The sequence below is a fragment of the Parasphingopyxis sp. CP4 genome (genome assembly GCF_013378055.1).
GTDB lineage: Bacteria > Pseudomonadota > Alphaproteobacteria > Sphingomonadales > Sphingomonadaceae > Parasphingopyxis.
The window spans coordinates 2,687,941-2,707,753 of record NZ_CP051130.1 but is presented as its reverse complement, the minus strand read 5'-3'; the positions used below and the strand labels follow the sequence as shown (position 1 = coordinate 2,707,753).

The 19,813-nt window shown below is 60.2% G+C and carries 18 protein-coding genes; 7 read left to right on the top strand and 11 right to left on the bottom strand.

The genetic code is table 11. The annotated features are described in order from the left end of the window. Nucleotides 1–25: 25 nt before the first annotated feature. From HFP51_RS13285 to HFP51_RS13250, 8 genes are all read right to left on the bottom strand, one after another. The gene (locus tag HFP51_RS13285) at nt 26–304 is read right to left on the bottom strand and encodes a hypothetical protein (RefSeq protein WP_176876190.1); all 279 of its coding nucleotides are present in this window, start codon (nt 302–304) and stop codon (nt 26–28) included. Beyond that, nucleotides 301–1,488, bottom strand: a complete 1,188-nt coding sequence (locus tag HFP51_RS13280; RefSeq protein ID WP_176876189.1) for a class I SAM-dependent methyltransferase — start codon at nt 1,486–1,488, stop codon at nt 301–303. The genes HFP51_RS13285 and HFP51_RS13280 overlap by 4 nt, the downstream gene beginning before the upstream one ends. Continuing rightward, nucleotides 1,488–2,717 (bottom strand): DUF1330 domain-containing protein, encoded by a 1,230-nt coding sequence (locus tag HFP51_RS13275; protein ID WP_176876188.1) that lies wholly within the window; start codon nt 2,715–2,717, stop codon nt 1,488–1,490. The genes HFP51_RS13280 and HFP51_RS13275 overlap by 1 nt, the downstream gene beginning before the upstream one ends. Then, the gene (locus HFP51_RS13270) at nt 2,717–3,349 is read right to left on the bottom strand and encodes a VOC family protein (RefSeq protein ID WP_176876187.1); all 633 of its coding nucleotides are present in this window, start codon (nt 3,347–3,349) and stop codon (nt 2,717–2,719) included. The genes HFP51_RS13275 and HFP51_RS13270 overlap by 1 nt, the downstream gene beginning before the upstream one ends. Next, complete coding sequence (locus HFP51_RS13265; protein ID WP_255454675.1) at nt 3,346–4,782, bottom strand: aldehyde dehydrogenase family protein; 1,437 nt, start codon at nt 4,780–4,782, stop codon at nt 3,346–3,348. Before HFP51_RS13265 ends, HFP51_RS13270 begins: the two co-directional genes overlap by 4 nt. Next, a complete protein-coding gene (locus HFP51_RS13260) occupies nt 4,764–5,687 on the bottom strand; it encodes a polysaccharide deacetylase family protein (protein ID WP_176876186.1) in 924 nt (307 codons plus the stop codon). Before HFP51_RS13260 ends, HFP51_RS13265 begins: the two co-directional genes overlap by 19 nt. Nucleotides 5,688–5,840: 153 nt before the next feature. After that, nucleotides 5,841–6,725 (bottom strand): polysaccharide deacetylase family protein, encoded by an 885-nt coding sequence (locus tag HFP51_RS13255; RefSeq protein WP_176876185.1) that lies wholly within the window; start codon nt 6,723–6,725, stop codon nt 5,841–5,843. After that, nucleotides 6,725–7,408 carry an isochorismatase family protein gene (locus HFP51_RS13250; RefSeq protein ID WP_218135308.1) on the bottom strand — a complete coding sequence of 228 codons (684 nt, stop codon included), beginning with the start codon at nt 7,406–7,408 and terminating at the stop codon, nt 6,725–6,727. Before HFP51_RS13250 ends, HFP51_RS13255 begins: the two co-directional genes overlap by 1 nt. A gap of 81 nt (nt 7,409–7,489) precedes the next feature. On the opposite strand from HFP51_RS13250, the gene HFP51_RS13245 reads away from it, so the two are divergent. The 5 genes from HFP51_RS13245 to HFP51_RS13225 all read left to right on the top strand — a co-directional run bounded on the left by HFP51_RS13245 (nt 7,490) and on the right by HFP51_RS13225 (nt 13,093). Beyond that, nucleotides 7,490–8,869 carry an alpha/beta fold hydrolase gene (locus HFP51_RS13245; RefSeq protein WP_255454674.1) on the top strand — a complete coding sequence of 460 codons (1,380 nt, stop codon included), beginning with the start codon at nt 7,490–7,492 and terminating at the stop codon, nt 8,867–8,869. Next, the gene (locus HFP51_RS13240) at nt 8,866–10,245 is read left to right on the top strand and encodes a 3-isopropylmalate dehydratase large subunit (RefSeq protein ID WP_176876702.1); all 1,380 of its coding nucleotides are present in this window, start codon (nt 8,866–8,868) and stop codon (nt 10,243–10,245) included. Before HFP51_RS13245 ends, HFP51_RS13240 begins: the two co-directional genes overlap by 4 nt. Before the next feature lie 132 nt (nt 10,246–10,377). Next, nucleotides 10,378–10,995: a 3-isopropylmalate dehydratase small subunit gene (leuD, locus tag HFP51_RS13235; protein WP_176876184.1), complete on the top strand. Its 618-nt coding sequence runs from the start codon at nt 10,378–10,380 to the stop codon at nt 10,993–10,995. After that, a complete protein-coding gene (locus HFP51_RS13230; RefSeq protein ID WP_176876183.1) occupies nt 10,992–11,921 on the top strand; it encodes a hydroxymethylglutaryl-CoA lyase in 930 nt (309 codons plus the stop codon). Before leuD ends, HFP51_RS13230 begins: the two co-directional genes overlap by 4 nt. Then, nucleotides 11,921–13,093 carry a CaiB/BaiF CoA-transferase family protein gene (locus HFP51_RS13225; RefSeq protein ID WP_176876182.1) on the top strand — a complete coding sequence of 391 codons (1,173 nt, stop codon included), beginning with the start codon at nt 11,921–11,923 and terminating at the stop codon, nt 13,091–13,093. The genes HFP51_RS13230 and HFP51_RS13225 overlap by 1 nt, the downstream gene beginning before the upstream one ends. A gap of 6 nt (nt 13,094–13,099) precedes the next feature. Here HFP51_RS13225 and HFP51_RS13220 read toward each other — a convergent pair whose 3' ends face one another. Further along, a complete protein-coding gene (locus HFP51_RS13220) occupies nt 13,100–13,558 on the bottom strand; it encodes an Lrp/AsnC family transcriptional regulator (protein ID WP_176876181.1) in 459 nt (152 codons plus the stop codon). Nucleotides 13,559–13,672: 114 nt separating this feature from the next. Here HFP51_RS13220 and HFP51_RS13215 point away from each other — a divergent pair, with 114 nt between their 5' ends. Both HFP51_RS13215 and HFP51_RS13210 read left to right on the top strand, forming a co-directional pair. Continuing rightward, the gene (locus HFP51_RS13215) at nt 13,673–14,755 is read left to right on the top strand and encodes a PLP-dependent cysteine synthase family protein (RefSeq protein ID WP_218135307.1); all 1,083 of its coding nucleotides are present in this window, start codon (nt 13,673–13,675) and stop codon (nt 14,753–14,755) included. Between the two features lie 127 nt (nt 14,756–14,882). Next, nucleotides 14,883–17,366, top strand: a complete 2,484-nt coding sequence (locus HFP51_RS13210) for a TonB-dependent receptor (RefSeq protein ID WP_176876180.1) — start codon at nt 14,883–14,885, stop codon at nt 17,364–17,366. A gap of 19 nt (nt 17,367–17,385) precedes the next feature. On the opposite strand, the gene HFP51_RS13205 is transcribed toward HFP51_RS13210, so the two are convergent. Further along, on the bottom strand, nt 17,386–18,252 hold the full coding sequence (locus tag HFP51_RS13205) for an alpha/beta fold hydrolase (RefSeq protein ID WP_218135306.1): 867 nt from the start codon (nt 18,250–18,252) through the stop codon (nt 17,386–17,388). A 28-nt stretch (nt 18,253–18,280) separates the two neighbouring features. Then, nucleotides 18,281–19,693: an FAD-dependent oxidoreductase gene (locus tag HFP51_RS13200; RefSeq protein WP_176876179.1), complete on the bottom strand. Its 1,413-nt coding sequence runs from the start codon at nt 19,691–19,693 to the stop codon at nt 18,281–18,283. Between the last annotated feature and the right edge of the window lie 120 nt (nt 19,694–19,813).

Below are 19,813 nucleotides of genomic sequence, written 5' to 3'. Positions count from 1 at the left end.
TCGTCCGAAAATCCGGTCGGTACTTTTATTGGTCCGGTTCGCGGATCGGCGCGAAAACCCGATCGATAAAGGATTTGAGTTTCGCTTCGCGCGCATCGGGATCAACGTCCGTGCCCTCGAGCGCCATCAGCCGCTCTTCCTGCACCCACATCTCCTGGGCAAGGTTCATGACAACAGCGACAAAGCGATCCATGCCGGGTTCGGTAAAGAATCGCGGCTTGCCGTCCGGTCCGTAAATGCTGTCCGGCGCGTCTTCCGGTTTGATTGGCGGTGTCTTTGGATCCTCCGGCTGCGTGTCGCTCATCGTTTCCAGGCTCCAAAGCCAAACCACATCACGCCCTCGGCCAGTCGGCCAGTGGTTTCCTGGCCCACCGCTTCGCCCTCTTCGGCGGCGATCGTTTCGGCGACGGCCTGTTCGCCATAGATACCGATGCTCGGCACAACGAACTGGATATAGTCATCGGCGGCAAAGCCCGCGCGTTCGCATAGCTCCGGCGGACTCTCGTCGCGATAGCCTTTGTAGAATGGCTCGGAGTTATAATAGCTGTCCCAATCGAGATAGAAGCCATCAAACGCATCCATCTGGTCGTTCGGCGGCAGCTCCATATGCAGCAGCAATCCACCGGGACGCAGCACGCGATAGGCTTCTGCAAAGGCCTCCGCGCGGGTCTTCTTAGACAGCTCATGCAGGAACATGGATGACCAGACGAGATCGAAGCTCTCGTCCGGATAATCGAGCGCATCGGCGGACATCTGGGCGAAATGCACGTCCTGACCCTGCATCTTTGCGCGCGCCGAGGCATAGCGCAGGCCACCGGGCGCCGCGTCGATCGCATCGAGCCGGGCATCGGGATAGGCCTGTTTCCAGGGCAGGGTATTATGACCAATCGTGCAGCCCGTATCGAGGATCCGCTCGGGTTTGAAATCCGGATATTTGCCCTGGACATAGCGCGCCATGGACAGCCCGATATCGTCGAGATTGGCGCCCATCAGTCCCATCGAAAAGACCGCCAGCCCCTGGTCATAGACCGCACCAGCCTCAAGCGAATCGGCACCACGCGTATAGGATCCCGGCATCAGATGGACGTCGATCGCATCGACATTGCGCGGCACATCAAGCTCTGCATTGAGCGACAGCGAACCCGGCGCATCGGCAACCTTGGCGGCTTCTGCTTCCATCCGGTCGAGATCGCGATCGACGATATCGGCAACGCTGGCCCAGACCATTTTCTGCGCCTGGACCCGCATCGCGCTGTATATGTTGAACGCCGGATCGCCGCGCAGCGCGAGATGCGCTTCCCGGCTGGTCTCGGGTGAGCGGCCATGTTCGCGGCGGAAAGCCGGCTCGGCACGTTTGTCATAGCCGGCGCGCATATCGGCGGCGAGATCATTGAGGATGAGGCTGCGAATACCGGAAACGAACCGGCCGCGCGCGGCTTCCTCGACAGTCAGATCCGGTTTCATCGGATGTTGCAGGGTCGGGGTCATCAATTGTCCTCCTCATGAGCGTCCGGCGCAGCCGCTACGCTTGGGCAGGCCGGGTAGAATAATGCGTCCAGGGTCCGCGGGGTCCGGATCAGCCAGGTTGCGCCGGTGGTTGTCGTCGAGTCCGGCCCGCTGTGCAAGATGCCAGCGGGTCGATAGAAATAACCGCCAGGCTGATAGGCGAAATCGCGGCGGCCGCTCGGCAGGCATTCGGCAAGCCGATAATCGCCATTGAGCAGATAGCCCTCCTCGGCCGTCGTATGGATTTCCCAGGGCACCGACACCCCAGCAGCAAGCCGCACCAGATGGGTGCGCGCGCCGGTTTCAGGATCAGTGAACAGGCGCCGGATCATCAACGGTGCTTCGGCGCCCGCCTCGAGCGCTACGGTCCCGGTCGTCCATTCGGTATCGACGGCACGCACGATCAAGGGCTCTGGCTGCGGGCTCGCATCCGCGCCTTCGGGAAAGCGAAACATCAAAAGCCGCGTCCCCGCGTCGATCTCCACATCACCCAGCACATGGCCCGCCCCGATCCGCGCATAATCGCCGGTCGCGATCCGATCGCCGCTGAAATTCGTCCCGCCGCGAATGACATAGAATTCCGTGAGCGCGGGCGCTGCACCGATCGAGACCGTTCGCGCATCACCGGTGCTGATCCGCCAGGCCTCGCCGGTCTCCGCATCGCGGCGGAGCAAAGCCGCATCGGGCCAGCCGCTGCCAGGATCACCGCGTTCCGCCGTTTCCGCATCGCCGCCCAGAACAACGCCAGGCGGGTCATTATAGGTCACGCGCTCGGGAACATCCGCGCCTTCGAACCGTACCAGATAGTCTGCCTCACCCACCTTGCCGACCATGTCCGACCGGATCGGGATTTCAGGATAAACAGTGACGAAATAATCCCCGGCGCTCGGATTCTGGCGCAGCGGGAGAATATCATTTTGATAGACATCGCTGTTCCAGAACGCCTCGGCATTGGCGAGGCAGGGAAAGCGGACAATCAGTGTCGCATAGCCCACCGGCGCTTCACCCTCAAAAGTCGCAACCGCGCGCGGTGAGTTGATATAATAGCCGCCAAGCCGCTCATATATCTGCGATTCTGCAATCGCCTGACCATAGGCCATCATCCGTTCGCGATCATGGGTCGGCCCCGCCACCACCATATAGACCGGCGTGTCGCAAACCGGGCTAGCAGCCTGGAGCATCCCGGCCAGAAGGACGGCGGAGAAACCCATCAATCGACCGTTTCACCCTGTTCAAGACTGGCAGGGACTTCATCGCCCTCGCGCAGCAGCTGGTTGATCTCGATTGCATTGCCGTCCGGATCGAAGATGTTGCAACCGATCACGCGGATGGGCGGCGCACCATTGCGACCGGGATATTCCTGCAGCCGGGCAGGCGCAGTCATCGAAACGCCGGGCACCTCAAGCGCCGCCGCGCAACGCGCGATGGCATCATCGGTATTCATCACCATTACATGATCGCCGATAGCAAGCCGGGTGGGATAAGGCCCGGGATCGGGCAGCGCCGGATCGAGCCATTGCAGGAAGCCAACCCAGCCGATCCACGGATCGTTGGCGCTCGCCAACACCAGTCGCGCCCGTGCGCCCGGCTCACCCGCGGGGAGAGCAACACCCGACATATTCACTTCGGTATCGTAGTTGATCTGGAAACCAAACACGTCGCGATAGAGCGCGAGTGAGGTCTCGATATCGCGAACGATCAGGCTGACCCGCCGAAAATCCGTCGGCCGGGCTTCTTCCGGTGCTTCAACACCGGGCGATGCCTGTTGGGCGATCGCGGGCCCGGCAAAGGCCAGGCCGCAGGCCGCCATGGCCAGGCTCAATTTTGGCAATACACGCATCATATTCCTCCCTCGGAAAAATCGGCAATCGTGGCGGGGTCTGCATTCTGGCGGATCAGCGCCTGTTTGCGGAAAAAGCGGAGCAAGCCGCTCTCGCCCATGCGGGACGGACCCATGCCGGACAGTTTGAAGCTCGTATTTTCTGCGTCCCAGACCATTGAGGTCATTGATCCATCATTGATCGAAATCGCCCCGGCTTCGAGCTGGACACCCACGGCCTCTGCTTCTGCTGCGCTGCCGGCAAGCACCGCAGCCGACAGGCCATATTCGCTGTGATTTGCCGCCGCGATTGCATCTTCGACCGAATCAAAGGCCATGACCGGCAGCACCGGTCCGAAGGTTTCTTCGCGCACGACCGCCATATCGTCTGTCGCATCGGCAATGATCGTCGGGCGCAGATATTTCCCGCCGCCACGCGTTTCGATTTCCCCGCCAGTCAGGACGCGCGCGCCCGCATCGCGCGCCGCATTTATATGCTGCGCTACCTTGTCTGCCTGAGGCGGGAAGATGAACGGGCCGATCTGGCCAGACTCGATATCGGGATAGTTGAGTTCAACCGTTTCAGCTTCGCGAACCAGGGCCTCGAGAAACGGTTCGTAGATTTCACGGGCGACATAGATACGCTCAATCGACTGACAGGCCTGGCCAGTGGCCACCACGCTTGATCGCAGGGCCGTCTTCGCCGCGCGTTCCGGATCGGCGCTCGCCAGGATCAGCATCGGATCCTTGCCGCCAAGCTCAAGATTGGCCGGGATGAAGGCTTGGGCTGCGGCTTCCGCAACCTTGCGGCCCGTGGCCACCGAACCGGTGAAGCAGACATAATCGACATTGGCGATCAACGCCTTGCCGGTCTCCGCATCGCCTTCGATAAAGGCTAATACCGCCACAAGCTCCGGTACTTGGCCAATCGTCTCGCGAAGCGGTTCGATGAAGCGCGGCGTCACCTCAGACGGTTTAACAAGCGCCGCACAGCCGGCAGCAAGCGCGGGAATCGCATCAATTGTCGACAGCACGATCGGAAAATTCCAGGGCGCGATGGCGCCGAACAATGGAAAGGGAACGAGCCGGGTAGAGTTGGTTACGGTCGGATTGGCGCTTGGCACGTCAACCAGGCTGTGCTGGGCGATCAGATGTGGTGCGATCTCGGCCCAACGGCGCAAGGACCGGGGCAAGCCATCCACTTCAACCGCTGCGATCATCGACCGGCCTGTATCGGCCCGCAAGGCTTCAAACAGTGGTTGGCGATGCGCTTCGACGGCGTCGGCCCAACGGCACAAAATAACCCCACGCTCTTCAGGCGTCAGCGCCGCCCAGGCCGGTTGCGCCGCGCGCAACGCCTGTGCCCGTGCGGCGACGGCATCGGGGCCCAGCGGCGAAATTTCATAGTCATATTCGCCAGTTCGCGGATTACGGACCTTCACGCCTGTTCCTTCCACTGATCAAGAATTGCATCGCCGCGGGTGATCCAGGCGCCCGGCTGTTCGGCAAGCCAGCGGGCCAACGCGTCGAATGCGTGCATCCGATAGGGCAGGCCCATAATATAAGGCGTCAGATGCAGCGGCAGCATGCGGCCGCCATGGTCTGCGGCCTCGCGAGACAACCAGTCATAGGCATCGCGGATCTGCTGGACATAACTGTCCGCCGATTGCTGCTGCACATTGACGATCTGGCGATCGGAAAGCTCATGATTGAGCGGGATATTGACGATCTCACCGGCATCGGTGGCAAAATGATAGGGCAGTTCGTCATTCACCCAGTCGCACATATAATCGAGACCAGCCTCGGCAAGCAGCTTGGCGGTATTGAAGCTTTGCGACCGGGCAATCGATAGCCAACCGCGCGGGCGCGTGCCGCTGACGCGTTCTAAAGTTTCCACCGATTGCGCGATCAACGTCCGCTCTTCCTCCGCCGGCATTCCGCTGGCGATGGTGCCGTTCATATCGGTCGAATGGGCAATCAATTCGTGACCCCCGGCAACAATGGCTTCGATAATTTCCGGATAGCGTTCAGCAATCGCGCTGTTGGCGGCGACCGAGATTTTCGCACCTATGGCTTCAAATGCATCGAGGAGGCGATACAGGCCGACACGGCTGCCATATTCGCGCGACGTATAGTGGCGATAATCGGGATAGGCGGTCTGCATATGGCCGGGCGCGCGAAACGGATCGTCCTCTGGCGTAATCGGAAACCACTCCAGGCTGATCACCGGCCAGATCGCGACCGTTTTTCCATCCGGCCAGACGATCGGATCGCGCGTATCGAAACGGCTATAGGGATAATGGTCATGATCCATGCCGCGCCGGCGGCTGGGATATTCGAGATAGCTGGGATCGAGGGTCATGATGGGACTCCTCGACGGAACAGCTGAGAATTTGCAGTCGTCATTGCGAGGAGGCCCGAACTTGTTTCGGAGCGACGCGGCAATCCAGCGTGGCGCGAACGGCCCTGGATTGCTTCGCTACGCTCGCAAAGACGCGGTCTTGATTTTGAAACGCTAATCATCGCCCTGCTCCCGAAACGCATCGACTATTTCCCCGGCCCGGGCGATCCAGGCACGCCCGTCATTGGCGATATGTTTCAACACCTCTTCGAATGGCCCGATCCGGTGCGGCTGACCGATCAGATAGCTGTGCAACGGTATGCACATCACTGTGCCTGATTCCTCGCCTTCCGTGGCGAGCCTTTCAAACTGTCGGATCAACGTATCCGCATAGTCCCGCGGGCTCATATTATAGATGAAAAAGCCATAATGATCATTGACTTCAAGGCTGTAGGGGATGGCGGTCAGCTGCCCTTTGGCAACCGCAACATCGGTCGGCTGGTCATCATGATAAAGGTCGCAGGTATAATCGAGACCATATTCGGCAATCAGATCGAGCGTACGCGGCGTATGGGTGAGCGCCGGGGCAAGCCATCCGCGGATCTGCTGCCCGGTTGCGCGCTTTACCGTCTCGATTGAGTCCTCGATGATCGCGCGTTCTTGCGCCTCGTCCATGCCGTAGCTGTAGCGTGTGTTGTAAATCCCATGGCTGAAAAACTCCCAGCCGCGCGCATTGGCATCTTCGACGACCTCGGGGATGTGATCGCAGAGCGCGACTGACAGGCTGACCGAACCGGGAAAGCCATATTTGCTCATCACATCGGCCATCCGCCAATGCGAGACGCGATTGGCATGATCGCGATGGCTGTAGCCGACGACATCGGGATGCGGCTTGGGCCAGCTCTTGCGATGCGGATTGGCCGGCGGATCGAGTTCGTAAAATTCAAGATTGGGCGCGACCCAGACGGCACATGTCTTGCCTTCGGGCCAGCGAATCTTCGGTCGCCCGCGCCAGGCCTTGAACTCATACAGGCCGGGATCTGCTTCGCCCTCCCGCACTAGCGCGCCTCCAGCCAGTCGATCACCGCCTGAACCGGTTCGACATCCGCATATTTGAGCTGGAGATCGGTGAGGTTGGCGAAATGATAGCTTTCATGCTTGTCCGCACAGGTCTCTATCGGGACGATCGTGCGATAGCCATGCGACAGCGAATCGACAGCGGTTGCGCGGACACAACCAGAGGTCGACCCGCCGGTGACAACCACCGTGTCGATCTTGTGCCAGGTCAGATAGCTGGCGAGGGGTGTCTCAAAAAAGGCACTCGGCATGCGTTTGGTATAGGTCATGTCGTCGGAATCGATCTCGCAGCGCGGATCGAATTCATGCCGCTCGCTATCATATTTGATGTTCTGCAAACTGTCTTCGGTATCGGTTCGGGTTCCCCAGATGCCCGCATCGCCGGCGTCCGCCTTATAGGCCACACGCGACCAGATTACCGGCATGTCCTTGGCCCGGGCAAGCGCAGAAATCCGGTTCACATAGGCAATCTGGTCCGGATCCGTAACATAAGACGTCTTGAAACTTTCAAGGTCCGTATAGGCGCGCTGGATGTCGACATTGACGATCGCGAGCTTCTCGCCAAAGCCGAATTTCTTGCGCGCAGGATTGGCCATCACCGCCTCGAAAATCTCGCGCGCCGTCTTGCCGTCGCTGACCATTTTGGTGCCCATCAGATCGGCCATCTCGTCTCCTTTTCTCCTCCGGCGTATAGTGCGCAGAAAGAAAAGACTTGTCGAGACAAATTTGTCCGGACAAATTAGGAGATGATGACCATCACTCGCCATTTCATTCGCATCGGCAATCGCACGGTGCATTATCGCAAGGCAGGATCCGGACCGATCCTGCTGATGATCCACCAATCTCCGCGCAGCTCGGCTGAATATGAGGCGCTCATGGAGACATGGTCGCCGCATTTCACCTGTATAGCGCCCGACACGCCAGGGTTTGGCCAGTCCGATCCGCTGCCGGGCAATCCAGACATCAATGATTTCGCGGCTGCCGTGCATGATCTGCTCGATGCGCTCGGGATTGATCACTGCGCCGCCTATGGGTTTCATTCGGGTGCGATCATCCTGATGACGGCGGTGAAGCAACAGCCCGATCGCTTCAGCCGGGTTGCCATGGGCGGTTATGCCGTCTGGACGCCAGCGGAAATGGAGCTGTTTGGCGATGCCTATCTCCCGCCCTTTCATCCGAGTGATTATGGCGAGCATCTGACCTGGCTATGGAACCGGATCCTCGAGCAAAGCTGGTTCTTCCCCTGGTTCGCGACCGATGAAGCGCATCGGCTATCGGTGGCTCATGCGGATCCGGTACGCGTTAACGCTGTCGTCCGCGAGATGCTCGACGCCGGGAACGCCTATCAGGCGGGCTATGGCGCGGTGCTCCGTGCGCCGCGGGATATTCCGCCGGCTGATGCAGCGATGCCGCCGTGCCTGATCACCGCCTATGATGGCGATCCGTTGCAGGAGCATATCGATCGGTTGGGCGAGATGCCGACAGGCTGGTCGGCCCGCAAGGTCGAGACGCCGGCCGATCACCAGCAAGCGAGCCTCGATCATTTGCGGAACGGCGATCATGCACCGGCACCCGAGTTGCCCGAAGCACCAGATCGCGGCTTTGTCGCGATTGCCCATGGCGGCTTTGACGGCCTGATACATTGGCGCGGCGATCCGGGTGCGGACGCGCTGATCCTGCATGCGCCGGGGCGGGCCAGTGCTGCACAAGCGGACAGCGGGACCCTGCATATCGATCTTCCGGGCCATGGCCTCTCTGATGACTGGACCGGCGATGCACCCACCGACTGGCAAAGGTGGCAGGCGGTGATCGGTGCGATCGCGGACTCGTTCAGCGCCGCAACCATTGATGGTCCCAGCGCCCCAACAGGCGATCCAGCCCAGCTCTATCCGGATCTGACGCCGGACCGGTTCGGCGCCTATCTGACGACCGCCTGGCAGGTCGTGCGCGCGCGGCATTTCTACGAGCCCTGGTACGCCGCCGATGCGGACCATGCGCGTGCCTTCGATCCTGGCGATCTGGCGCCTGAAAAGCTCGCCATCGAGCATCTTGAGCTGCTCCAGGCCCGCGCCGCACGCGCTTGGCATGAAGCTCTGCTCGATCGCCACAAGGGAGCAGCATCCTGAGCGCAGCGACCAGCCTTTTCGATAAATTATGGGACAGCCACGCGGTTGCCGACCTTCCGGGCGGCGCGCAGCTGATCGCGATCGACCGGGTCTTCCTGCACGAGCGGACCGGCCCTGCCGCGCTCAACGCGCTGGCCGAAGCCGGGCGGACCGTCGCGGACCCGGCCCGCGTCTTTGCGGTCGCCGATCATATTGTTGATACCCGTCCCGGCCGCGGCGACCAGACCCTGATGCCCGGCGGACAGATATTTATCACCGAGTTGCGTGCCGCTGCCGAGGCGGCCGGCATCACTCTGTTCGATGTAACGGATCCCGATCAGGGGATCGTTCATGTCATCTCGCCCGAGCTGGGCATCGTCCTGCCCGGGTGCACGTTGATCGCGCCAGACAGCCATACCTGCACCCAGGGGGCCTTTGGCGCTCTCGCCTGGGGCATCGGATCGTCCGAAGCCGAGCATGCAATGGCGACCGGCACATTACGTCTCGACAAGCCCAAATCGATGCGCGTGACATTTGATGGCGCGCTGCCGCCAGGGGTGACGCCCAAGGATATGATCCTCGCGCTGATCGCGGTCCATGGCGCGGCCGGCGGCAAGGGCCATGCGGTAGAATTTGCCGGCGAAGCGGTACGCGCCCTGTCGATGGAAGGCCGGATGACGCTGTGCAACATGGTGACCGAATTTTCCGCGATGAGCGGCTTCATCGCCCCCGATGAGAAGACCTATGCCTGGCTGGAGGATCGCCGATATGCGCCGACCGGCAAACAATGGGATACGGCACTCACACATTGGCAGGCTCTCGCAAGCGACCCCGGCGCGCATTTCGATGCGGAAATCCGGATCGATGCCGCAATGATCGCACCGATGGTCAGCTGGGGCACCAGCCCGGAAGCGAGCGTCACCATCGATGGCCAAGTTCCCGACGATGCCGAGCCGCGTCCACTGTCTTATATGGCCCTGAAACCCGGCCAGCCGCTGAAGGGCCTTGCAATCGATGCCGCCTTTATCGGCAGTTGCACCAATAGCCGCCTCTCCGACCTCCGCCGCGCCTCGGCGATGCTCAAGGGCAAACATATTGCCGAGGGAATCACGGCAATCTGCGTGCCCGGCTCGAGCCATGTCAAACGCGCCGCGGAGGCCGAGGGCATTGACCGGCTGTTCACCGACGCCGGCTTTGAGTGGCGCGAGAGCGGCTGTTCAATGTGCTTCTATTCCGGCGGCGAAAGCTTTGGCGAGGGCGCGCGCGTCATCTCCTCGACCAATCGCAATTTCGAAAGCCGCCAAGGGCCCAATGTCAAAACCCATATTGCCAGCCCCGAAACCGTGGTGGCCAGCGCATTGGCAGGCGCCATTGCCGACCCAAGGGAGGCACAGTGATGCACGGCATTACAATGAATCCGTTCGCCCTGAGCCTGTCGAAGGGCTGTACTTCTTCAAAGCGGTCAGCAGAAGAAACTGCAGGGCTTCGACAGGCTCAGCCCAAACGGTTTCTTGAGCGGAAAGACTCCCATGGCTGAACCGCTCACCATATTCACCGCCCTGCCCGCACCGTTTCTCCGCGACAATGTGGATACAGACCAGATCATTCCGTCGCGCGAGATGAAGAGCACAGGCAAGACCGGCCTCGCCGACGGCCTGTTTGCCGGACATCGCTACACAAAGATTGGCGGACGCGATCCGGATCCTGATTTTGTCCTCAATAAACCCGCTTATTCCGGCAGCCAGGTCTTGCTGTCGGGTCGCAATTTCGGTTGCGGATCGAGCCGTGAACATGCGGTTTGGGCCCTCGCCGAATATGGCATTCGAGCGATTATCGCGGAGAGCTTTGCGCCCATTTTCGCCGGCAATGCCGTGCGGAACGGCGTGTTGCCGCTCGCGCTCGACCGTGCCGCCATAGATGAGATCGCCGCTGCCAACTCGCCCGTTACCATCGACCTGCCCGCCCAGACCGTGATGCTGGATGATGATCACCGCTGGGATTTCACCATTGCCGAGGAAGCCAGGGCGATGCTGACCGAGGGGCTGGACGCCATCGACCTGACACTCAAAAACACCGATAGCATTGCCGCGTGGCAACAGGCGGACCGCCAGGCGCGACCCTGGATATATTTGGGAGACCCCACATGACCGGCCATATCCATATCTCAGAAGTCGGCCCGCGAGACGGGCTCCAAAGCATCGATCGGGTCATGCCGCTCGACGCCAAGAAAGCCTGGATCGAAGCCGAAGCCGCAGCAGGCGTGTCCGAGATTGAGGTGGGCAGTTTCGTGCCGCCATCATTGCTGCCGCAAATGGCGGATACCGCCGAACTGGTCGCCTTTGCCAAGACACTCCCGAACCTCGATGTCGTTGCCCTGATCCCCAATCTCAAAGGCGCAGAACGGGCGATCGAAGCCGGCGTCGACAAAATGTCGATCCCCTTCTCGATGTCCGAAACACACAGCATCAACAATGTGCGCAAGGATCACCCGGCCATGCTGGCCGAGATCCGCGCAATTGCAGAGCTTGTCGCAGCCCAGCCGGACGGCGCGCGCCCGCATTTTGAAGTCGGTCTGTCGACGGCCTTTGGCTGCACCATCGAGGGCCCCGTGGCCGAAGACCAGGTCGTGCGCCTTGCCGAAGCGTCCATGGAAGCAGGGGTCGCCGAAGTCGGCCTTTCCGACACGACCGGCTATGCCAATCCCGAACAGGTGCGACGCCTTGTTCGCAAGGTGAAAGATGCGGTTGGCGCGGACAAGCTCAACACACTCCACCTGCACAATACCCGCGGTCTTGGCCTCGCCAATGTGGTGGCCGGGCTTGAGGAAGGGATCACGACATTCGATGCCTCGCTCGGCGGATTGGGCGGTTGCCCATTCGCGCCGGGCGCGTCTGGCAATATCGTGACCGAAGATCTTGTCTTCATGCTCGAAGCGATGGATCTCGAAACCGGGATCGACCTTCCCAAGCTGCTCACGGTGCGCGAGATCGTCGCCGCCGCCTTACCAGGCGAACCTCTCTACGGATTTACACCGGATGCGGGATTACCGCTTGGCTTTGAGGAGGCGGCATAATGGGTGATGGACCGCTTTCGGGCCTCAAGGTCGTTGAATTCACGCATATGGTGATGGGACCGGCAGCCGGCGCAATGCTCGCCGAACTCGGCGCGGAGGTTGTTCGCGTCGAACCGATCGGAGGCGATAGGACCCGGCGCCTGCTCGGGTCAGGCGGCGGCTATTTCCCCATGTATAATCGCCACAAGCAAAGCCTGTGCCTCAATCTCAAGGACCCGCAGGGGCTCGAGGCCGCGCAAAAGCTGGTCGAGAGCGCTGATATCCTGATCGAGAATTACCGTCCCGGAGCAATGGAAAAACTGGGCCTTGGCTATGACGCGCTCGCCGAAACCAATCCGCGCCTCATTTACTGCTCGGAAAAAGGCTTTCTGCCCGGCCCCTATGAAAACCGCACCGCACTGGACGAAGTTGCCCAGATGATGGGCGGGCTTGCTTATATGACCGGCCCGCCCGGCAAGCCGTTGCGCGCCGGAGCCAGCGTGATCGATGTAACCGGCGGCATGTTTGGCGTTATCGCGATCCTCGCCGCGGTTGAAGAACGCCATCGGTCTGGGCGCGGCCAGAAAGTGCAGGCGTCCTTGTTCGAGACGACAGTTTATCTGGTCGGCCAGCATATGGCGCAAAAGGCGGTGACCGGCCAGGCGGCTGCGCCCATGCCCGCACGGGTGTCCGCCTGGGCCATCTATGATGTGTTCGAAACGGCCGATGAGCCGGTTTTTGTCGGCGTGGTGACCGACGCGCTGTGGGAGAAATTCTGCGCGCTGTTTGGATTGGACGATCTGTGGGCGCGCGAGGAACTGCGTGAGAATAATTCCCGTGTCGAAGCCCGAGACGAGATCATGCCCGAGATCCGAGCACTGATGAAGACATTTACCAGCGCCGAGCTGATCGCAAAGCTCGACGGCACCGGCCTCCCCTTTGCGCCCATCGGCAAGCCGGAGGAATTGTTCGACGATCCGCATCTGGCCGCCAGTGGCGGGTTGCAGGATGTCACACTGACCGATGGTCGCACGGTCCAGCTACCGGTCTTGCCGATCGACATGAACGGCTCGCGCACTGGCGGGCCTGACCAGCTTCCCGAACCGGGCGACCAAAGCGATCAGGTTTTGTCCGGCCTGGGCTATTCGGAAAGCGACATCGCGGCGCTGAAAGAAGCCGGCGCCGTCGCCTGATCTCCACTATAACGGCACGGCGGTATCGAATTTGATGCGCTCCATCGCAAAGCTGGCGCTCACATCGCTCATTGGCGCGGTGGCGATGAGCTTGCGGTAGACGCGATCATAATCGCCGACGTCGCGGACCAGCAGCTTGACGAAATAGTCGACATCGCCGGCCATACGATACAGCTCGACGACTTCGGGTAGAGCCCGGGCGGCCTTGGCGAAGGATTCAAGCCAGCCTTCGCTGTGATCATTGGTCTTGATCGCGACGAACACCGTGACATTAAGCCCGACTGCCTCCGGATCGACCAGCGCCACCCGGCGGGCGATCACGCCATCGCCTTCCAACCGCTTCACGCGCCGCCAGACATTATTGACCGATAACGACAAATGCTCGGCAATCGTCTCAAGCGAGCGCGTTGCATCCTCTTGCAACAGGCCCAGTATCTGGCGATCGGTATCATCAATATTTTTCATATTAGTGGCTATTATCAGAATATTTTGCACCATATAAGCCCAAAAAGCTGAAATTTTGGCGATGATTTCTCAGTTTCGACTGTTTAGCTTTGACAGTCCGTAGGAGAGATATTCGTGCTTACTGAACCCGTGTTGGCGCATCGTCAGCCACACGCATCCTCGACGATGCAACCGTGCTGCGCGCCATTGCGAGAGCTGGTTGGCCAGACCCCATTGATCGCCATTCATTTGCGCTTTCGCGGCGATCAGGCGACCGTCTATGCCAAGGCCGAGTTTCTCAATCTGACCGGATCGATCAAGGATAGGATGGCGCATGGCATCCTGTCGCGCGCGAAGGAACGCGGCGAATTGCAGCCTGGCCAGCCGATTGTCGAAGCAACCAGCGGCAATGCCGGTATTGCCCTTGCGGCCCTGGGTCGAGCGCTCGGCCATCCGGTCACAATCTTCATGCCGGACTGGATGAGCGCCGAGCGACGCGCGCTGCTTGCCGGGCATGGCGCGGAACTGAAACTGGTTTCGAAGGACGAAGGCGGCTTTCTCGGTGCGATCGCCCGGGCCGAAGCCATGGCAAAGCGCGAGGGCGCCTTCTTGTCGCGACAGTTTGAGAATGACGATAACTGGCGCGCGCATGCCGATGGCACCATGCCAGAGCTATACGCGCAGATGGCGAGTATTGGCGTGAACCCCGCCGCTTTTGTTGCCGGCGTGGGCACGGGTGGAACCGTGATGGGCGCCGCGCGCTATTGTGCGACCAACGGCCATGACATTGCCGTCCACCCTGTGGAGCCGGCTGAATCGCCGACCCTGTCGACCGGTCACAAGGTCGGTCATCATCGCATTCAGGGTGTCTCCGACGAGTTCATCCCCGATATTGTGAAGCTGGACGAGCTTGCGCCGGTGCTTGCCGTTGCGGATGGCGATGCAATACTGATGGCCCAGCAATTGGCCAATCGGCTTGGCCTTGGCGTCGGGATATCGAGTGGGGCCAATCTGCTCGCTGCACTGCAGGTGATTGCCGAACGCGGTGCGGATTGCCCGGTTGCGACCATATTGTGCGACAATAATGCGCGCTATCTGTCGACAGATCTTGCTCGGAACGAACCGGTCCGTTCCGATTATCTCACGCCAGATACCGAACTGCTCGGAATCGACGTAATCCGGTGTCCAGCGGGTTTCGCTGACCACAACCAAGCCTAACATTACCACAACAGATGCGTTGCACTTGCGCCACAGTTTGAGATTTCACTGTATCAAAATTAAAATTTGTCTGGACAAATTTACTGTAGACTTGGACTGATCAGTCCGGGAGTTTTGGGAGGGAATAATGATTTCACGTAACAAGGGTTTTTTGCTGGCCACAACGGCCGGCATTGCCGCAATCGCTTTGCCGGGCGCGGCCAGCGCGCAGACAAGCGGCGACGCACTCGCTTCGTCCTCCGGCAATGCGCCGATCATCGTGACTGCACGGCGGCGCAATGAAGCGCTGCAGAACGCGCCGGTTTCGGTTGCTGTGGCGACAGCGGAGACGATCGAGCAGCTCAACCTGCAGGATCTGACCGACATCGCCAATACGACGGCCGGTCTGAGCTTCGACAACGAGTTCGGGCGCGATTCCAACCGTCCGGTCATTCGCGGCCAAGCCAATATCCTTGGCGATTCCGGCGTCGCGACCTTTATCGACGGCATCTACATCACCGGTTCGATCTCCGACTATAATGTCGACGATATCGAACGGCTCGAAGTCGTCAAAGGCCCGCAATCAGCGCTCTATGGACGCAACACCTATTCGGGGGCGATCAACATCGTCACCCGCTCGCCGAGCGATGAGTTCGGCGGCCGTATCAGCTTCGATGCGTCCGAAGATGATCGCTATGAGCTGACCGCAAACATCGAAGGCGGCCTTGCCGACGGCCTGACCGCTGGGGCGCAGGTCCGCTGGTATGATTTCGGCGGCGAGCATCGCAATCCGGTCACCGGCGTCACCTTCGGCCAGGAAGAATCGCTCACCTTCTCCGGCGTCATTGCCTATGAGCCGACCGGCAGCCCGGTACGGGTGCGCCTGCGTGGCTATTATTCGGAAGTCGATGACGGCCAGGCCGCACTCTTCTCGCAAGATGCCACCCAGAATAACTGCATCTTCGATAATGGTACGCTCTATGGCGGTGCAGGCCGCTATTTCTGCGGCACGCTGCAACCCGGCGTGATCACCGCGGATCCGAGCATCCAATTTGCTGCCGGCAATCGGGCAGGCACCTTTATCGATACGCTCAATCTCTCGGCCCGGATCGAAATCGATCTGAGCGAAGAGATGACTCTGACATCGCTCACCGGCTTTAACGATCGCGACACATTGTTCCGTTCGGATGCCGATTACGCAGCGGGCGCATTCCAGACAGCAGTCTTCACGCCCGGTGGTTTCCCGTTTGCGGGCTTCCCCTTCCCCCCATTCCAATATGGCTATGTCGGGGCAACGGTGGACTTCAGCTTTGAAGGCCTGACCGATACGACAGATATCAGCCAGGAATTGCGGCTCGCTTATGAAGGCGATGGCTTCCGCTTCCTGCTTGGTGGTTATTATTTCGATCAGAGCGAAGACACGCAGGATGTTCGCCAGGTCCCGGCCAATGCCGGTGCTCAGGCTGGAGCCAGTTTCGGCGCAGCCTTTGGACAACAGCTTGCTCTATGTGCGGCAAATCCAATCTGCGGGAGCATTGTTCCGTTCTTTGGTCCGTCGACCCCCAACTCACGGGACATGACGGAAACCGATATCCGCAACCTCGCCATTTTCGGTTCGGTCGGCATCGACATCACCGACAATCTCGAGCTGACGGTCGAAGGTCGCTACGCGTCTGAGCGGATCAACTTCAGCGCCGTAGAACAGGATGAAGGCGGACCGATCCTTAATCAGTCCATGGCGCGGGCTACTTTTGACAGCTTCGATCCGCGGATCACCCTGAGCTATCAGATGACGCCGGACAATCTCTTCTACGCCGTGTTCGCCACGGGTACGAAGCCGGGCGGTTTCAATGGCATCACCGCCATTGCCGCTGGTGTTCCAACCTATGAGCAGGAAGATGCTGTTTCGTATGAAATCGGTTCAAAGAACCAGTTCGGTGATCTCACGCTGAACTTTGCCGCCTTCTTGAACGAGATAGACGGTTATCAGCTGACCCAGAATGTACAGGCGGCCAACAATACGGTCTCGGCCATCACCAATGCCGGTGATGCGCGGATCATGGGCTTTGAAATTGAAGCGCAGGTTCGTCCGAACCCGAACTGGACCTTCACGGCCAACTATACGTTGCTTGATCCGGAATTCACGAGCGGGTTTGATCAGAATGAAGGTCTGCTCAACGATATCCGCGATGATGGTCTGAACAATTGCTCGACGGGATTGCAGTTCATCACCCAGCCTTGCGGCTCGGGCAACGCGCTCTTCGGATCGATTGCCGGACGGCAGATTCCGCGTACCTCACGCCACACGATGTTTGCCGATATTGATTATCGTACGGACATTGGCAGCGGCGGTTGGGAATTCTTCGCTGGTGCGAATATCAGCCATCGCAGCCGCGTCTTCTCTCAGGTGCATAACCTGATCAACAATGGAGACACGACATTGGTGAATGCCCGGATCGGCGTTCAGAACGACAATTATCGGGTCCACTTCTACGTCAACAACCTGACGAACGAAGACAGCTCACCGCTGGTTCTGCGCTATGCAGATGCCGATAACAGCTTCCGTCGGAGCTTTGTTGGTTCGCTGCGCCGCAGCCGTCACTTCGGTGTTGCGGTAAGCGCCGGCTTCTAAAGCCAAGCGAACAATTTCGTCACGCAGTTACGGCGGCCTCCAAAAGGAGTGCCGCCGTTTCTCGTGGTGCGGTGATCATCGCATCATGCCCAGTCGCGAGTGCCCGATAGTGCCAGGTTGGATCCGCTTCGGTTTCCGCGGCATGCCACGGAAAGCTGCTATTTGGCAGAACCGGATCGGTGCAGTGAATATAGCTACGCGCCAACCCGTCCGATCCTCCATTTTCGAGCGCGATGGGGTCGAGCCAGGTCTTGAGCGGATGAGGTGTCAGCCGTTCTGCGACCCAGCCATAGCTGGGGTGATCAGCCGGAATTCCCAACAGCTCTGGCGGGAACGCGTTCATTGCGGCCCCGTCAGGCGCCAGCCTGCGCAGCGCCGCTTCGGTTTGCTCGATCACGGCGACGGGCCGGTCCGGCCCCTGCGTGATCATCGATTGACCGTGCGTCGGCCGCGCAGCGTCGAGATAGACGATATGCGAAATGCGATCGCGCATGGCATCGACAACACCGGTGATCACCATGCCGCCATAGCTATGGCCGACCAGCACAAAATTCGACAAATCCTCGAACCGGATCACCGCGAGGATATCTTCGATATGGGTCGCCAGACCGATTTCCGGCGACATGAGATGCGCCCGTTCGCCAAGCCCGGACAATGTGGGTGTAATAACCCGGTGGCCCGCACCCTCAAGAACGGCGCGGACGTCGCGCCAACACCACCCGCCGTGCCAAGCGCCATGGACCAACAGAAATGTCGTCCGCGGCTCTCTTGCGCTCGCGACCTGATCCTGCCCAAGCGCTTGTACCGAAATACCCAGCGCGGATGTAGCGGCCGCTGCACCAAGCACCTTACGACGCGAGAGTGATAATCGATCATGCATGGACATCTGTGCTGCCCCTCGTTCTCAGCTGCTCCTAATTGCGTGCCGATACCTCCCGCACCGCGCGTTCGGCAGATTCAAGTGCGCCCTCAATACCCCGCGCGCGGACGGCAGTATGCTCGCCTGCAAAGGTCAGTCGGCCATGCGGCTGCGACACGGCATCGGCGAAAGCGCTAATCTGACCGGGAGCCCAACAGGCATAGGCACCACCGGCATAAGGATCATTGCCCCAGCTGACATAGGCAACGGGTCGCAATGCTCCGCGCGCTGCCGGCCGTACGTGTTCAATTTCGGCCTGGATCAGCGCCATAGCATCGGATTGCGGCATGCGATCCAGAAGTTCGGCCGCGCGACCCGTGATGAAGCTTTGCATCATCGTGATTTCCGTTCCGCCGCCACCCCGCAGCGCGAAGATTCGGCCGGCATAGCTGTCACTCCAGATCGAGGGCGGTAGGCCATCCTCCTCCCAATAACGCCGCTCCGGCACGAAATAGGCACGTACAACCCGATTATACGGTAAACTGCGAATGCCGCGCTGCTGCAATCGCGGCGGGGCCGGGTCGATATCAACCGTTCGCAACGCACTCGTTGGTAGAGTGATCACGCAATCGCGCCCGCGATAGGTGGATCCGTCCATTGTCCTCACAACGACACCGTCCGCATCGCTCTCGATATGGCGAGCGGCCCTGCCGTAACGCACCCTGTCTCCCAACGCTGCAGCCATCGCATTGGGAACTCTCTGATTGCCGCCATCTACCGTCAGGAGCCGACCGCCGGGCGCGGCAATAGCTTTCATGATCTGAAACCACATCAACGTCGACTGGCTATAGGCCGAGGCACCATATCCAGGATTGATCCCGAAACCGAGACGTAGCTGTTCGCTCGTCCAGCCAAGATGTTCGGAGACGGGCTTATCCCATTCGGCAAAGTCGGGATCGCGCCAGCTGGCGATTTCGGGCAGCGGATTATCGCGGCCCATTGCCGCAAATGGCAGGGCCCATGGCGGCAAGTTGGCAAGCGGGCCATCAAAGGGATTGAGCGGGTGACCGGCCCATTGATCCGGCAATACGGACTGGCCGCGCATGGCGACATATAACTCGGGCGCGCCATCCCGCTGCATTGGGGAATCTTCCATCAACGGAATCTCAAACCGCTCGGCCAAACCCACAAACCGGCGATAGTTGGAGCTCAATTGGGTGCCGCCGGCTTCGGGAATGCCTGGCAGATCGAACAAGGTTTGCACCCGACCACCAGCACGCTCCTTGGCCTCAAGCACGATCACAGATGCACCCGCATCAGCCAGCTGCAGCGCGGCATGAAGACCCGCGAGACCGGCGCCAAGGACTATCACATCGGCAGCTTCATTCGCTCGTGCATGCGATGTGTTAAGCAGCAGCGCGGTGGCTCCGCTGGCTTTCAGAAAACCCCGTCGCGATAATCCAACCATGGCTTTGCTCCCACTGCCTGATTGCGTATGGGAGAGGATAGCCGCAGAAATTTGTCCGGACAACTCTTATGCCCAGAAACCCAGACACAGCGGGCTCACATAGGGAACCGACATAAGAGA